This is a genomic window from Streptomyces sp. NPDC051740, assembly GCF_044453165.1.
Taxonomy (GTDB): Bacteria; Actinomycetota; Actinomycetes; order Streptomycetales; family Streptomycetaceae; genus Streptomyces; species Streptomyces atrovirens.
In genome coordinates this window covers 110,906-126,307 of record NZ_JBITCL010000013.1, presented here as the reverse complement: position 1 = coordinate 126,307, position 15,402 = coordinate 110,906, and the positions used below count along the sequence as shown (strand labels likewise).

The window sequence follows — 15,402 nt, the reverse complement described above, 5'->3', positions numbered from 1 at the left end:
CGGTCCGCCCGGACCTACCGGTCCGGGACCGGCGGCATGATTCGAACCTGCGAGGGCCGTCGCCCGGAAGTATCCGTGCCCTTCGCACCGGGCCGTGACGTCGCCGCGCTCACAGCGCAGGGCCCGCTCCCGCGGCGTGCGCGGGCATGCACGGCGGAGCGGCTCCGTACGCGCCGAGGCCCGGCCGCCCCTCGAAAGGGGCGCCGGGCCTCGGTCGGACGCGGGGTGGCCGGGTCTACAGCCCCGCCGCCTTGCGCAGGGCGTCCACGCGGTCGGTGCGCTCCCAGGTGAAGTCGGGCAGCTCACGGCCGAAGTGGCCGTAGGCGGCGGTCTGGGCGTAGATCGGGCGCAGCAGGTCGAGGTCGCGGATGATCGCGGCCGGGCGGAGGTCGAAGACCTCGTCGATGGCCTTCTCGATCTTCTCGGTGTCGATCGTGGCGGTGCCGAAGGTCTCGACGAACAGGCCGACCGGCTCCGCCTTGCCGATGGCGTACGCCACCTGGACCTCGCAGCGGGCGGCCAGGCCGGCCGCCACCACGTTCTTGGCGACCCAGCGCATCGCGTACGCGGCCGAGCGGTCCACCTTGGAGGGGTCCTTGCCGGAGAAGGCGCCGCCGCCGTGGCGGGCCATGCCGCCGTAGGTGTCGATGATGATCTTGCGGCCGGTGAGGCCGGCGTCGCCCATCGGGCCGCCGATCTCGAAGCGGCCGGTCGGGTTCACCAGCAGCCGGTACTTCTCGGTGTCGAGCTTGATGCCCTCGTCCAGGAGCGCCTTCAGCTCCGGCTCCACGACGAACTCGCGGATGTCGGGGGCGAGCAGCGACTCCAGGTCGATGTCGGAGGCGTGCTGCGAGGAGACGACCACGGTGTCCAGACGGACCGCCTTGTCGCCGTCGTACTCGATGGTGACCTGGGTCTTGCCGTCCGGGCGCAGGTAGGGGATGGTCCCGTTCTTGCGCACGTCGGAGAGGCGCTTGGACAGGCGGTGCGCGAGGAAGACCGGCAGCGGCATCAGCGTCGGCGTCTCGTCCGTCGCGTAGCCGAACATCAGGCCCTGGTCGCCGGCGCCCTGCCGGTCCAGCTCGTCCTCGTCACCCTCGACGCGGGCCTCGTAGGCGGCGTCGACGCCCTGCGCGATGTCCGGGGACTGTGCGCCGATGGACACCGAGACGCCGCAGGAGGCGCCGTCGAAGCCCTTCTTCGAGGAGTCGTAGCCGATCTCCAGGATCTTGTTGCGCACCAGCGTCGCGATGTCCGCGTACGTCTTGGTGGTGACCTCGCCGGCCACGTGCACCAGGCCGGTGGTGATCAGGGTCTCGACGGCGACCCGGGAGGTCGGGTCCTCGCGGAGGAGCGCGTCGAGAATGGTGTCGCTGATCTGGTCAGCGATCTTGTCGGGGTGACCCTCGGTCACGGACTCCGAGGTGAACAGACGACGGGACACAACGCTCCCTGGGGTTGCAGCGGCTGCTGGCTGATCATTGGCGGACGGCGGGGGCTGCACCCGTACGCCGTCCGTGGAACAGTTTATCGGTCGCGCTTCGCCACGGGTCCCCCCGTCTCGTCTCGCGAGAGCGCTGTGACCTGCGGCACGGGCATTCTGCCCATGCCGAGCGAGGTTGGCCAGAGGCGCCACGCCCCGAAGGACGAGGTTTCGGGAACCGGACGACGAAATGAATCACTCATCCGAGGCGTTCGGCCACCAGGTCCCACACGGTTTCGGCCAGGGCTTCCTTCGGGCCGTGCGCGACGGGGGTCTCGCTGCCGTCGGTGCCCAGCACCACGGCCTCGTTCTCCTCGGAGCCGAAGGTCTTGCGCTCCCCCACCTCGTTCACCACCAGCAGATCGCAGCCCTTGCGCTTCAGCTTGGCGCGGCCGTTGGCGAGCACGTCGTCGGTCTCGGCGGCGAAGCCGACGATCACCTGCCCGGCGCGCACCCGGTCGCCGGAGAGCTCGGCGAGGATGTCCGGATTCCGTACCAGGGTGATGGGCTCGGGCTCCCGGTCGTCCTTCTTCTTGATCTTGCCGGTGGCGTAGGCGGCCGGCCGGAAGTCGGCGACGGCCGCGGCCATGACCACGGCGTCCGCGTCGGCGGCGGCGCCGAGGACGGCCTCGCGCAGCTCCACGGCGGTCCCGACCCGGACGAGGTCCACGCCCGCCGGGTCGGGCAGGGCGGTGTTGGCCGCGATCAGTGTGACGCGGGCACCGCGGGCGGCGGCGGTGCGGGCGAGGGCGTAGCCCTGCTTGCCGGAGGAACGGTTGCCGAGGAAGCGGACGGGGTCGAGGGGCTCGCGGGTGCCTCCGGCGCTGACGACGACGTGCCGGCCCTTGAGGTCGGGCTCGGTGACGCCGCGGGCCAGCACCCGGCGGCAGACCTCGAAGATCTCGCCCGGGTCGGGCAGCCGGCCCTTGCCGGTGTCGGCGCCGGTGAGACGGCCGACGGCCGGTTCCACGACGACGGCGCCGCGGCGGCGCAGCGTGGCCACGTTCTCCTGGGTGGCCGGGTGCTCCCACATCTCGGTGTGCATGGCGGGGGCGAAGACCACCGGGCAGCGGGCGGTGAGCAGGGTGTTGGTGAGGAGGTCGTCGGCCAGGCCGTGGGCCGCCCTGGCCAGCGTGTCCGCGGTGGCGGGGGCGACGACCACCAGGTCGGCGTGCTGCCCGATGCGGACGTGGGGCACCTCGTGGACGTCGTCCCAGACCTCGGTGGAGACCGGGTTGCCGGAGAGCGCGGACCATGTGGCGGCGCCGACGAAGTGCAGTGCGGAGGCGGTGGGGACGACCCGGACGTCGTGTCCCGACTCCGTCAGCCGCCTGAGCAGCTCACAGGCCTTGTACGCGGCGATGCCGCCGCTGACCCCCAGAACGACCTTCGGCTTGTCCACCGTCTCTCCCCGGACCTCGGAAATGTGCGATCACCCCCATGAGACACCACAGGCCCGGCAACGTGCTGCCGGGCCTGTGGAAAAGTCAGCTGCAATCAGCTGATACGACTTACCGATCGATTACTGACCGGGGCCTTCGACGGCCTCGGAGGTCAGCAGTCCCGCGTTGATCTCGCGCAGGGCGATCGAGAGCGGCTTCTCGTGGACGTGGGTGTCGACAAGGGGACCGACGTACTCGAGCAGGCCCTCGCCGAGCTGCGAGTAGTACGCGTTGATCTGGCGGGCCCGCTTGGCCGCGTAGATCACGAGGCTGTACTTCGAGTCCGTGGCCTCGAGGAGCTCGTCGATCGGCGGGTTGATGATGCCCTCGGGCGCGGAGATGGAAGAGGACACGCTCTACCTTCCGATGGATGGGAAAGATTCAGTCGGCGCGACCGGTGAACGATTGCTCACGATCACACGACGTTCATCAAGGCTAGCAGCTCGCGGGCCACGTCCTCGACGGAGGTGTTGACCAGGGTGGTGTCGAACTCCGGCTCGGCGGCCAGTTCGGTCTTCGCGGCCTCCAGCCGGCGCTCGATGACCTCGGGCGACTCGGTGCCCCGGCCCGTGAGCCTGCGCACGAGCTCCTCCCAGGAGGGAGGAGCCAGGAACACCGACTGGGCCTCGGCCATGGACTCGCGGACCTGCCGCGCGCCCTGGAGGTCGATCTCCAGCAGCACGGGCACACCTGCCTCCAGGTGCTCCAGCACCGCCGCGCGGGGGGTGCCGTAGCGGTTGCCGGCGAACTCGGCCCACTCCAGCAGCTCGCCGTTGGCGATCAGCTTGTCCATCTCCTCGTCGGTGACGAAGAAGTAGTGGACCCCGTGCTGCTCCCCGGGGCGCGGCTTGCGGGTCGTCGCCGACACCGAGAGCCAGACCTCGGGGTGTTCCTTGCGCATATGGGCGACGACCGTGCTCTTGCCGACCCCGGAGGGGCCGGAGAGCACGGTCAGCCGCGGACGTTCAGTCATGCAGCGATTATTCCAGCAATCACGGGATGCCCGGGACGTCGGTCCCGGACCGCCCCGCGCTCAGGAACCGGTGCTGCCGAACTCGCGCTCCAGGGAGGCGATCTGGTTGGACCCGAGACCACGCACGCGGCGGCTCTCGGAGATGCCCAGTCGCTCCATGATCTGCTTGGCGCGGACCTTGCCCACGCCCGGCAGGGACTCCAGCAGGGCGGAGACCTTCATCTTGCCGATGACGTCGTTCTCCTGGCCCTGCTTGATGACCTCGTGAAGGGAGGCGCCGGAGTGCTTGAGTCGATTCTTGACCTCGGCCCGCTCCCGGCGAGCCGCGGCGGCCTTTTCGAGCGCGGCTGCGCGCTGTTCAGGGGTAAGGGGCGGAAGAGCCACGCCTACGTCACCTCGGATGTCGAACTGTCGGATACGGACCGGTGAGGAACCTAGTCGCCCCACACCTGAGGAGTCACGAGCGACACCGTCGCCCGTTCACTCTCCGTCGGAGACTAGCGGCCAACTCCGCCGGAGTCAGCGAGAACTGCGGAAAAGTCCTGGTCAGCCTCCGTCAGGCCGGACATTTAAGACATAATCCCCTGGATTTGAGGATGTATCCAGAGTCCGACGACCACGGATTCCCTCGTCGGCCGGTTCAGACCGGCGTCACGGCGGCCCTGATCTCCTCCGCGAACCGCTCCGCGGCGTCACGCAGAGCGACCGCGTCGGGACCGTGGCGCAACACTCCCCGGCTGACGTTCGGCACCACGTTGCGCACCGCGCCGCCGAAGACCGCCGGGAGATCGGCCGCCGTGGCCCCCTGCGCGCCGATACCGGGCGCGAGGATCGGCCCGCCCATGTCCAGGTCGTACGCGGAGAGGTCGCCGAGCGTCGCGCCGACCACCGCGCCGAAGGACCCGAGCGGCTCCTCGCCGGCGTTCTCGACGGCCAGGTGCCCGAGCACGGTCGCCCCGACGGTGCGCCCGTCGGCACGGACCGCGTGCTGGACCTCGCCGCCCTCCGGGTTGGACGTCAGCGCCAGCACGAACAGCCCGGTGCCGGTCTCCCGGGCCAGCGCGACGGCCGGGCTCAGTGAGCCGTAGCCGAGGTACGGCGAGACCGTGAGCGCGTCGGAGAACAGGGGCGCGTCCTTGTGCAGGAAGGACTCGGCGTAGGCGGCCATGGTGGAGCCGATGTCGCCGCGCTTGGCGTCCATGACGACCAGCGCGCCGGCCGCCCGCGCCTCCCGCACCGTCCGCTCCAGGACGGCGACACCGCGCGAGCCGAAGCGCTCGAAGAAGGCGCTCTGCGGCTTGAGCACGGCGACGCGGTCGGCGACCGCCTCGACCACCGTGCGGCTGAACCGCTCCAGGCCCGTCACATCGTCGTTCAGACCCCACTCGGCGAGCAGGGAGGCGTGCGGGTCGATGCCCACGCACAGCGGGCCGCGCTCGTCCATCGCGCGGCGCAGCCGCGCGCCGAAGGGTTCCGGGCCGGTCATACCGTCGTCCTCACGTCGGCGCCCACCGCGTCGGCGAGCGTGGCGTACGGGCTGGTGCGCAGCCGCGCGGCGAGCCCCTTGTGCATGGCGCGGCCCCAGAAGGGGCCCTCGTAGATGAACGCGCTGTACCCCTGGACCAGCGTGGCACCGGCCAGGATGCGCTGCCAGGCGTCCTCGGCGTTCTCGATGCCGCCGACGCCGACCAGGGTGATCCGGTCGCCCACGCGCGCGTAGAGGCGGCGCAGCACCTCCAGGGAGCGTGCCTTGAGGGGGGCGCCGGAGAGGCCGCCGGTCTCCTGGACGAGGGCGGGCGAGGACGTCAGGCCGAGGCCCTCGCGGACGATGGTGGTGTTGGTGGCGATGATGCCGTCCAGGCCGAGTTCCACGGCGAGGTCGGCGACCGCGTCGACGTCCTCGTCGGCGAGGTCGGGGGCGATCTTCACCAGCAGCGGCACCCGGCGGGCGGGCACCGTGCGGTCGGCGGCCTCGCGGACGGCGGCGAGCAGCGGACGCAGGTGGTCCACGGCCTGCAGGTCGCGCAGTCCGGGCGTGTTCGGGGAGGAGACGTTGACGACCAGGTAGTCGGCGTACGGCGCGAGCCGCTCGGCGGACTTCACGTAGTCGGCGACGGCCTCGTCCTCCGGTACGACCTTGGTCTTGCCGATGTTGACGCCGACGACCGTCCTGAAGACGGGCGTACGGGAGGCCAGGCGCGCGGCGACGGCGAGCGAGCCCTCGTTGTTGAAGCCCATGCGGTTGATCAGGGCCCGGTCGGCGACCAGGCGGAACAGCCGCTTCCTGGGGTTGCCGGGCTGCGGCTCCCCGGTCACCGTGCCGATCTCGACGTGGTCGAAGCCGAGCATCGCCATGCCGTCGATCCCGACGGCGTTCTTGTCGAAGCCGGCGGCGAGACCGAAGGGGCTGTGCAGGCGCAGCCCGAGGGCCTCGGTGCGCAGCTCCTTGTGGCGGGGGGCGAGCACGGCGGCGACGAAGGTGCGCAGGCCGGGGACGCGCGCGACGAGACGGATCCAGCGGAAGGCCAGGTGGTGGGCCTGCTCCGGGTCCATCCGCTGGAAGAGCAGAGCGAAGAGAATCTTGTACATGGTGTCCTCATGAAGAGGGGGACACCGTTTCCGGTGTCCCCCTGGGGGCTGCTAGTCGCGGGCCGCGGTCAGATGTTCCGCGTGTTCCTGCAGTGAGCGGACGCCCACGTCGCCGCGGTTGAGCGCGTCGATGCCCTGGACGGCGGCGGCGAGCGCCTGGACCGTCGTCAGGCACGGCACGGACCGGGCCACCGCCGCCGTACGGATGTCGTAGCCGTCGAGGCGACCGCCGGTGCCGTACGGGGTGTTGACGATGAGGTCGACCTCGCCGTCGTGGATGAGCTGGACGATGGTCTTCTCGCCGTTCGGGCCGGTGCCCTCGGACTGCTTGCGCACGACCGTGGCGTTGATGCCGTTGCGCCTGAGGACCTCGGCGGTGCCGGAGGTGGCCATCAGCTCGAAGCCGTGGGCGACCAGCTCGCGGGCCGGGAAGATCATCGAGCGCTTGTCGCGGTTGGCGACCGAGATGAACGCGCGTCCCTTGGTCGGCAGCGGGCCGTACGCGCCCGCCTGCGACTTGGCGTACGCCGTGCCGAAGACGGAGTCGATGCCCATGACCTCGCCGGTGGAGCGCATCTCCGGGCCGAGCACGGTGTCGACGCCGCGGCCGTGGATGTCCCGGAAGCGGGACCACGGCATCACGGCCTCCTTGACGGAGATCGGCGCGTCCAGCGGCAGTTCGCCGCCGTCGCCGTTCGCCGGGAGCAGGCCCTCGGCGCGCAGCTCGGCGACGGTCGCGCCCAGTGAGATCCGCGCGGCGGCCTTCGCCAGCGGCACCGCGGTCGCCTTCGAGGTGAAGGGGACGGTGCGCGACGCGCGCGGGTTGGCCTCCAGGACGTACAGGATGTCCCCGGCCAGCGCGAACTGGATGTTGATCAGACCGCGTACGCCGACGCCTCGCGCGATGGCCTCCGTGGAGGCCCGCAGCCGCTTGATGTCGAAGCCGCCGAGCGTGATCGGGGGCAGGGCGCACGCCGAGTCGCCGGAGTGGATGCCGGCCTCCTCGATGTGCTCCATGACGCCGCCGAGGTAGAGCTCCTCGCCGTCGTACAGGGCGTCCACGTCGATCTCTATGGCGTCGTCGAGGAAGCGGTCGACGAGCACCGGCCGGGAGGGGCTGATCTCGGTCGACTCGGCGATGTAGGACTCCAGGCGGGTCTCGTCGTAGACGATCTCCATGCCGCGTCCGCCGAGCACGTAGGACGGGCGGACGAGGACCGGGTAGCCGATCTCGTCGGCGATGGCCTTGGCCTCGGCGAAGGTGGTGGCGGTGCCGTGCTTGGGGGCCGGCAGTCCGGCCTCCTTGAGGACCCGGCCGAAGGCGCCGCGGTCCTCGGCGGCGTGGATGGCCTCCGGGGAGGTGCCGACGATCGGCACGCCGTTGTCCTTCAACGCCTGCGACAGGCCGAGCGGGGTCTGACCGCCGAGCTGGACGATCACGCCCGCGACCGGTCCGGCCTGCTGCTCGGCGTGGACGATCTCCAGGACGTCCTCCAGGGTGAGCGGCTCGAAGTAGAGCCGGTCGGAGGTGTCGTAGTCGGTGGAGACGGTCTCCGGGTTGCAGTTGACCATCACGGTCTCGTACCCGGCGTCGCCCAGCGCGAAGGAGGCGTGGACGCAGGAGTAGTCGAACTCGATGCCCTGGCCGATGCGGTTCGGGCCGGAGCCCAGGATGATCACCGCGGGCTTCTCGCGGGGCGCGACCTCGGTCTCCTCGTCGTAGGAGGAGTAGAAGTACGGCGTCTTCGCGGCGAACTCGGCGGCGCAGGTGTCGACCGTCTTGTAGACCGGGCGGACGCCGAGCGCGTGCCGCACCTCGCGGACGACGTCCTCGCGCAGGCCCCGGATCTCGGCGATCTGCTGGTCGGAGAAGCCGTGCCGCTTGGCCTCCGCGAGCAGCCCACTCGTCAGCTCGGGGGCGGCGGCCAGCTCGTCGGCGATCTCCTTGATGAGGAAGAGCTGGTCGACGAACCAGGGGTCGATCTTCGTGTACTCGAAGACCTCCTCGGGCGTGGCGCCCGCGCGGACGGCCTGCATGACGGCGTTGATCCGGCCGTCGGTCGGGCGGACCGCCTCGCGCAGCAGCTCGGCCTTGTCACCGGGCTCGCCGACGAAGGTGAACTGGCTGCCCTTCTTCTCCAGCGAGCGCAGCGCCTTCTGGAAGGCCTCGGTGAAGTTGCGGCCGATGGCCATGGCCTCGCCGACCGACTTCATGGTGGTGGTGAGGGTGGAGTCGGCGCTCGGGAACTTCTCGAAGGCGAACCGGGGGGCCTTCACGACCACGTAGTCGAGCGTGGGCTCGAAGGAGGCCGGGGTCTCCTGGGTGATGTCGTTCGGGATCTCGTCGAGGGTGTAGCCGACGGCGAGCTTGGCGGCGATCTTGGCGATCGGGAAACCGGTCGCCTTGGAGGCCAGCGCGGACGAACGCGACACGCGCGGGTTCATCTCGATGACGATGACCCGGCCGTCCTCGGGGTCGACCGCGAACTGGATGTTGCAGCCGCCGGTGTCGACGCCGACCTCGCGGATGATCGCGATGCCGACGTCGCGCAGCACCTGGTACTCGCGGTCGGTCAGCGTCATCGCGGGCGCGACGGTGATCGAGTCGCCGGTGTGCACGCCCATGGGGTCGAAGTTCTCGATGGAGCAGACGACCACGACGTTGTCGTTCTTGTCGCGCATCAGCTCCAGCTCGTACTCCTTCCAGCCGAGGATGGACTCCTCCAGGAGCACCTCGGTGGTCGGCGAGAGGGTGAGGCCCTGGCCGGCGATGCGGCGCAGCTCCTCCTCGTCGTGGGCGAAGCCGGAGCCGGCGCCGCCCATGGTGAAGGAGGGGCGGACGACGACGGGGTAGCCGCCGAGCGTGTCGACCCCGGCGAGGACGTCGTCCATGGAGTGGCAGATGACCGAGCGGGCGGACTCGCCGTGCCCGATCTTCTTGCGGACCTCCTCGACGACCTCCTTGAACAGGTCGCGGTCCTCGCCCTTGTTGATGGCCTCGACATTGGCGCCGATCAGCTCGACGCCGTACTTCTCCAGGACGCCGTTGTCGTGCAGCGAGATGGCGGTGTTGAGGGCCGTCTGGCCGCCCAGGGTGGGCAGCAGCGCGTCGGGCTGCTCCTTGGCGATGATCTTCTCGACGAACTCGGGGGTGATCGGCTCGACGTAGGTGGCGTCGGCGATCTCCGGGTCGGTCATGATCGTCGCCGGGTTGGAGTTGACGAGGACGACCCGCAGGCCCTCGGCCTTGAGGACGCGGCACGCCTGGGTGCCGGAGTAGTCGAACTCGGCGGCCTGGCCGATGACGATCGGGCCGGAGCCGATGACCAGGACGGACTGGATATCGGTGCGCTTAGGCACGCTGGCCCTCCATCAGGGAAACGAAGCGGTCGAACAGGTAGGCGGCGTCGTGCGGGCCCGCTGCCGCTTCGGGGTGGTACTGGACGCTGAAGGCCGGGCGGTCGAGCAGCTGGAGGCCCTCCACCACGTTGTCGTTCAGGCAGACGTGGGACACCTCGGCGCGGCCGAACGGGGTCTCGGAGACCTTGTCCAGCGGGGCGTCGACGGCGAAGCCGTGGTTGTGCGCGGTGACCTCGACCTTGCCGGTCGTACGGTCCTGCACCGGCTGGTTGATGCCGCGGTGGCCGTACTTCAGCTTGAAGGTGCCGAAGCCGAGCGCGCGGCCCAGGATCTGGTTGCCGAAGCAGATGCCGAAGAGCGGGGTGCCGCGCTCCAGGACGCCCCGCATCACGGAGACGGGATGGTCGGCGGTGGCGGGGTCGCCGGGGCCGTTGGAGAAGAACACGCCGTCCGGGTTCACCGCGTAGACGTCGTCCACGGTCGCGGTGGCCGGCAGGACGTGCACCTCGATGCCGCGCTCGGCCATGCGCTGCGGGGTCATGCCCTTGATGCCGAGGTCGACGGCGGCGACCGTGAACTTCTTGTCGCCGATCGCGGGGACGACGTACGGCTCGGTGGTGGCGACCTCGGCGGACAGGTCGGCGCCCTTCATCTGGGGCGCCTCCTGGACGCGGGCCAGCAGCGCCGCGTCGTCGCGCACGGCGTCACCGCTGAAGATGCCGACGCGCATGGCGCCGCGCTCGCGCAGGTGCCGGGTGAGCGCGCGGGTGTCGATGCCGCTGATGCCGACGACGCCCTGCGCGGCGAGCTCCTCGTCCAGCGAGCGCCGGGAGCGCCAGTTGGAGGGCGTGCGCGCGGGGTCGCGTACGACGTAGCCGGAGACCCAGATCCGCTTCGACTCGGCGTCCTCGTCGTTGACACCGGTGTTGCCGACGTGCGGGGCGGTCATCACCACGACCTGGCGGTGGTACGACGGGTCGGTGAGGGTCTCCTGGTAGCCGGTCATGCCGGTGGAGAACACCGCTTCGCCGAAGGTCTCCCCCACCGCCCCGTAGGCACGGCCGCGGAAGATCCGGCCGTCCTCCAGGAGGAGTACGGCGGGAACCTTGGTGGTTCCCCTGGTGGAGGTTGTCATCGTGCGCCTTCCGTCTTGTTGATCATCTGGTTCAGGGCCTCGGCCCATTCGTTGTGCTCGGCCGCGTGGTCGGAGCGGAAACCGGAGTCGATCTGCCGCTCGCCGTGCGCCCAGGTGACGACCAGCAGGCCGCCCTCGGTGAGGACCTTGCCGGCGATGCCCTTGTCGAGCCGGGCCCCGCGCAGCGCGTCCGCCGGGACGAAGAAGTCGTTCGCCCCGGGGCGTACGACGTCCAGTCCGGCGTCCGTCAGCGTGAGCTCGGCCCGGCTGCGGGTGCCCAGGCCGTGCGCCACGATGCGGTCGAGCCACTGACCGGCGGTGGTGGAGCCGTGGTAGCGGCCGCTCATCGTCAGTCTCGCCGGACCGGGGTCGTCCGGCACGGTGGGCAGCTCGGGCAGGTCGCCCTGGAGCGTGCCCCGCCACTTCCAGCCCTCGCGCATCAGCCAGTAGACGAGCGCCACGAAGAGGGCGAGTCCGACGACCCAGCCGATCCGGGCGGCCCAGTCGGTCACTTCCGCCGATTCCTTCTCGGCGGCCAGCAGGAGTACAGGTGTCACGTGAGCTTCCCGTCGACGAGCGTGGCCTTGCCCCGGAGCCAGGTGTGCGTGACACGGCCCGGCAGCTCGCGGCCCTCGTACGGGGTGTTGCGGCTGCGCGAGGCGAAGCCCGCGGGGTCCACAGGGCCACGGTATGCCGAGTCGACGAGGGTGAGGTTGGCGGGCTCACCTGCCGAGACGGGACGACCGTGGCCCTCGGCCTGTCCGATGCGCGCGGGCGTGAAGGACATGCGGTCGGCGACGCCGGCCCAGTCCAGCAGACCCGTGTCGACCATGGTCTCCTGCACCACTGACAACGCGGTCTCCAGGCCGACCATGCCCATGGCGGCGGCGGCCCACTCGCAGTCCTTGTCCTCGTGCGGGTGCGGGGCGTGGTCGGTGGCGACGATGTCGATCGTGCCGTCGGCGAGCGCCTCGCGCAGGGCCATGACGTCGCGCTCGGTGCGCAGCGGCGGGTTCACCTTGTAGACCGGGTTGTACGACCGGACCAGCTCGTCGGTGAGGAGGAGGTGGTGCGGGGTGACCTCCGCGGTGACGCGGATGCCGCGGGACTTGGCCCAGCGGACGATCTCGACGGATCCGGCGGTCGACAGGTGGCAGATGTGGACGCGGGAGCCGACGTGCTCGGCGAGCAGCACGTCCCGCGCGATGATCGACTCCTCGGCGACGGCCGGCCAGCCCCCGAGGCCGAGTTCGGCGGAGACGACGCCCTCGTTCATCTCGGCGCCCTCGGTGAGGCGGGGCTCCTGCGCGTGCTGGGCGACGACGCCGCCGAAGGCCTTCACGTACTCCAGGGCGCGGCGCATGATCACGGCGTCGTGGACGCACTTGCCGTCGTCGGAGAAGACGGTGACGCCGGCCGCGGACTCGTGCATGGCGCCCAGCTCGGCGAGCTTCTGCCCCTCCAGGCCGACGGTGACGGCGCCGACGGGCTGCACGTCGCAGTAGCCGGACTCCTGGCCGAGCCGCCAGACCTGCTCGACGACGCCGGCGGTGTCGGCGACCGGGAAGGTGTTGGCCATGGCGAAGACGCTGGTGTAGCCACCGCTCGCCGCCGCGCGGGTGCCGGTCAGGACGGTCTCGGAGTCCTCGCGGCCGGGCTCGCGGAGGTGGGTGTGCAGGTCGACCAGGCCGGGCAGGAGGATCTTGCCGGTGGCCTCGACGACCTCGGCGCCCTCGGCGGGCAGGCCGGTGCCGACCTGAGTGATCGTTTCGCCGTCGATCAGGACGTCCTGCTGCTCGCCGCCGAGCACCTTCGCACCACGGATCAGGGTCTTGCTCATGGTTCTCACTTCTCCTCGGTGGTACGGGCGTGGGTGAGGGCGGGTTCGTTGCCGCCCAGCAGCAGGTACAGGACGGCCATCCGGATGGAGACGCCGTTGGTGACCTGTTCGATCACGGTGCAGCGGTCGGAGTCGGCGACGTCGGCGGTGATCTCCATGCCGCGGACCATCGGGCCGGGGTGCATCACGATGGCGTGCTCGGGCATCCGCGCCATGCGGTCGCCGTCGAGGCCGTAGCGGCGGGAGTACTCGCGCTCGGTCGGGAAGAACGCGGCGTTCATCCGCTCGCGCTGCACGCGCAGGAGCATCACCGCGTCGGACTTGGGGAGCGCGGAGTCGAGGTCGTAGGAGATCTCGCAGGGCCAGGTCTCGGCACCGACCGGCAGGAGGGTGGGCGGGGCGACGAGGGTGACCTCGGCGCCGAGGGTGTGCAGCAGGTCGACGTTGGAGCGGGCGACCCTGCTGTGCAGGATGTCGCCGACGAGCGTGATCCGGCGTCCGTTCAGATCCTTGCCGAGGCCGGCGTCGCGGCCGACCAGGCGGCGGCGCATGGTGAAGGCATCCAGCAGCGCCTGGGTGGGGTGCTGGTGGGTGCCGTCCCCGGCGTTGACCACGACCGCGTCGATCCAGCCGGAGGTGGCCAGGCGGTACGGGGCGCCCGAGGCGCTGTGCCGGATGACGACCGCGTCGACGCCCATGGCCTCCAGGGTCTGGGCGGTGTCCTTCAGGGACTCGCCCTTGGAGACGCTGGAGCCCTTGGCGGTGAAGTTGATGACGTCCGCGGACAGGCGCTTCTCCGCGGCCTCGAAGGAGATGCGGGTGCGCGTGGAGTCCTCGAAGAAGAGGTTGACCACGGTCCGGCCGCGCAGGGTCGGGAGTTTCTTGATCGGCCGGTCGGCGACCCGGGCCATCTCCTCGGCGGTGTCGAGGATCAGGACGGCGTCGTCGCGGGTGAGGTCGGCGGCCGAGATGAGATGACGCTGCATCTGTCAGGCTCCGTAAGGCAGTTCAATGAGGCGAAATCGGGCAGACGGGTACGCGCGTGGGCGTGCCGGACCGGCGCACGCGGTCGGCGTGCGCTCCGCGGTGCTACTGGGCGGTCTGCTTGGCGCCGAGCAGCACGGTGTCGCGACCGTCCTCCTCGGCGAGCAGGACCTTGACCGTCTCCCGCAGCGACGTGGGGAGGTTCTTGCCGACGTAGTCGGCGCGGATGGGCAGTTCGCGGTGGCCGCGGTCGACGAGGACGGCGAGCTGTACCGCGCGGGGGCGCCCGATGTCGTTCAGCGCGTCGAGGGCGGCGCGGATGGTGCGGCCGGAGAAGAGCACGTCGTCGACGAGGACGACCAGCCGGCCGTCGATGCCGTCACCGGGGATCTCGGTGCGGGCCAGCGCACGCGGCGGGTGCATGCGCAGGTCGTCGCGGTACATGGTGATGTCCAGCGAGCCGACCGGGACCTTGCGCTCGGTGATCTGCTCGAGCTTGGCGGCGAGCCGCTGGGCGAGGAAGACGCCTCTGGTCGGGATGCCGAGGAGCACCACGTCGTCGGCGCCCTTGGCGCGTTCGACGATCTCGTGGGCGATGCGGGTCAGTACCCGCGCGATGTCGGGGCCTTCGAGAACGGGCCGCGCATCGGACCGGGTGTCCTGCGTGTTCTGCTTGTCCATGTGAAACGGACCTCCTTCTCCGCCTCACGGGACGGACCTTAAAGGACGTCGGATTGCGTCGCTCAGGTTATCAGGTCGGGATCCGCGCGGAGCGACACCCCCGATCACTCCAATGGCGTAGCCGATCTTCGCTACCACGGAAGAGTCGGTGTGGACCATTCGGCTTGACGCACGAGAGTAACGCTGCGTAACCTCACAGTGAGTTACCAGCCGCGCGGCATGGAAACCAGCCAGAGTCGCGTCGACACAGTGCCGGGGAGCTATATGTCCAGCGAATACGCCAAACAGCTCGGGGCCAAGCTCCGGGCGATCCGCACCCAGCAGGGCCTATCCCTCCACGGTGTCGAGGAGAAGTCCCAGGGCCGCTGGAAGGCGGTCGTGGTCGGTTCGTACGAGCGCGGCGACCGCGCCGTGACCGTGCAGCGCCTCGCGGAGCTGGCGGACTTCTACGGCGTCCCGGTGCAGGAGCTGCTGCCGGGTACGACCCCGGGCGGCGCCGCCGAGCCGCCGCCGAAGCTGGTCCTGGACCTGGAGCGGCTGGCCACGGTGCCGGCCGAGAAGGCGGGCCCGCTGCAGCGCTACGCGGCGACGATCCAGTCGCAGCGCGGTGACTACAACGGCAAGGTGCTCTCGATCCGCCAGGACGACCTGCGCACCCTCGCCGTCATCTACGACCAGTCGCCCTCGGTCCTCACCGAGCAGCTGATCAGCTGGGGCGTCCTGGACGCGGACGCGCGCCGCGCGGTGGCCTCCCACGAGGAGGCGTAACCGCTCCGCGGGGACGCAGAAACGTGCCGCCGGGGGGGGGGGGGGGGGGGGGGGGGGGGGGCGCCCCCCGGCGGGGGGGGGGGGGGGGGGTGGGGGGGGGGGGGGGGGGGGGGGGGGGGGGGGGGGGGGGTTGTTAGGGGGGGCCCC

General features: G+C 70.8%; 14 protein-coding genes. 1 reads left to right on the top strand and 13 read right to left on the bottom strand.

Going from position 1 to position 15,402, the window contains the following annotated elements; genetic code table 11:
• Positions 1-235 precede the first annotated feature (235 nt).
• The 13 genes from metK to pyrR form a co-directional block, all read right to left on the bottom strand.
• Complete coding sequence (gene metK, locus ACIA6T_RS22455) at positions 236-1,444, bottom strand: methionine adenosyltransferase (RefSeq protein WP_385051708.1); 1,209 nt, start codon at positions 1,442-1,444, stop codon at positions 236-238.
• Positions 1,445-1,682: 238 nt separating this feature from the next.
• On the bottom strand, positions 1,683-2,885 hold the full coding sequence (gene coaBC / locus ACIA6T_RS22450) for a bifunctional phosphopantothenoylcysteine decarboxylase/phosphopantothenate--cysteine ligase CoaBC (protein WP_399448227.1): 1,203 nt from the start codon (positions 2,883-2,885) through the stop codon (positions 1,683-1,685).
• A 120-nt stretch (positions 2,886-3,005) separates the two neighbouring features.
• Positions 3,006-3,278: a DNA-directed RNA polymerase subunit omega gene (gene rpoZ / locus ACIA6T_RS22445; protein WP_004933985.1), complete on the bottom strand. Its 273-nt coding sequence runs from the start codon at positions 3,276-3,278 to the stop codon at positions 3,006-3,008.
• Positions 3,279-3,340: 62 nt separating this feature from the next.
• Positions 3,341-3,898: a guanylate kinase gene (gene gmk, locus ACIA6T_RS22440; protein WP_399448226.1), complete on the bottom strand. Its 558-nt coding sequence runs from the start codon at positions 3,896-3,898 to the stop codon at positions 3,341-3,343.
• 60 nt (positions 3,899-3,958) lie between these two features.
• Positions 3,959-4,282, bottom strand: a complete 324-nt coding sequence (locus ACIA6T_RS22435) for an integration host factor (protein ID WP_003977346.1) — start codon at positions 4,280-4,282, stop codon at positions 3,959-3,961.
• Between the two features lie 256 nt (positions 4,283-4,538).
• Positions 4,539-5,384 carry an orotidine-5'-phosphate decarboxylase gene (gene pyrF / locus ACIA6T_RS22430; RefSeq protein WP_399448225.1) on the bottom strand — a complete coding sequence of 282 codons (846 nt, stop codon included), beginning with the start codon at positions 5,382-5,384 and terminating at the stop codon, positions 4,539-4,541.
• Positions 5,381-6,487, bottom strand: a complete 1,107-nt coding sequence (locus tag ACIA6T_RS22425; protein ID WP_399448223.1) for a quinone-dependent dihydroorotate dehydrogenase — start codon at positions 6,485-6,487, stop codon at positions 5,381-5,383. The genes pyrF and ACIA6T_RS22425 overlap by 4 nt, the downstream gene beginning before the upstream one ends.
• 51 nt (positions 6,488-6,538) lie before the next feature.
• Positions 6,539-9,847 (bottom strand): carbamoyl-phosphate synthase large subunit, encoded by a 3,309-nt coding sequence (gene carB / locus ACIA6T_RS22420; RefSeq protein WP_399448222.1) that lies wholly within the window; start codon positions 9,845-9,847, stop codon positions 6,539-6,541.
• Positions 9,840-10,982 (bottom strand): glutamine-hydrolyzing carbamoyl-phosphate synthase small subunit, encoded by a 1,143-nt coding sequence (gene carA, locus ACIA6T_RS22415; RefSeq protein ID WP_399448221.1) that lies wholly within the window; start codon positions 10,980-10,982, stop codon positions 9,840-9,842. Before carA ends, carB begins: the two co-directional genes overlap by 8 nt.
• Positions 10,979-11,539 carry a hypothetical protein gene (locus tag ACIA6T_RS22410; RefSeq protein WP_399448220.1) on the bottom strand — a complete coding sequence of 187 codons (561 nt, stop codon included), beginning with the start codon at positions 11,537-11,539 and terminating at the stop codon, positions 10,979-10,981. Before ACIA6T_RS22410 ends, carA begins: the two co-directional genes overlap by 4 nt.
• Complete coding sequence (locus tag ACIA6T_RS22405) at positions 11,536-12,822, bottom strand: dihydroorotase (RefSeq protein WP_399448219.1); 1,287 nt, start codon at positions 12,820-12,822, stop codon at positions 11,536-11,538. The genes ACIA6T_RS22410 and ACIA6T_RS22405 overlap by 4 nt, the downstream gene beginning before the upstream one ends.
• 5 nt (positions 12,823-12,827) lie before the next feature.
• The gene (locus ACIA6T_RS22400; RefSeq protein ID WP_399448218.1) at positions 12,828-13,808 is read right to left on the bottom strand and encodes an aspartate carbamoyltransferase catalytic subunit; all 981 of its coding nucleotides are present in this window, start codon (positions 13,806-13,808) and stop codon (positions 12,828-12,830) included.
• Positions 13,809-13,911: 103 nt separating this feature from the next.
• Positions 13,912-14,487 carry a bifunctional pyr operon transcriptional regulator/uracil phosphoribosyltransferase PyrR gene (gene pyrR / locus ACIA6T_RS22395; protein WP_399448217.1) on the bottom strand — a complete coding sequence of 192 codons (576 nt, stop codon included), beginning with the start codon at positions 14,485-14,487 and terminating at the stop codon, positions 13,912-13,914.
• Between the two features lie 264 nt (positions 14,488-14,751).
• Here pyrR and bldD point away from each other — a divergent pair, with 264 nt between their 5' ends.
• On the top strand, positions 14,752-15,255 hold the full coding sequence (gene bldD / locus ACIA6T_RS22390; RefSeq protein ID WP_018570201.1) for a transcriptional regulator BldD: 504 nt from the start codon (positions 14,752-14,754) through the stop codon (positions 15,253-15,255).
• Positions 15,256-15,402: the final 147 nt, after the last annotated feature.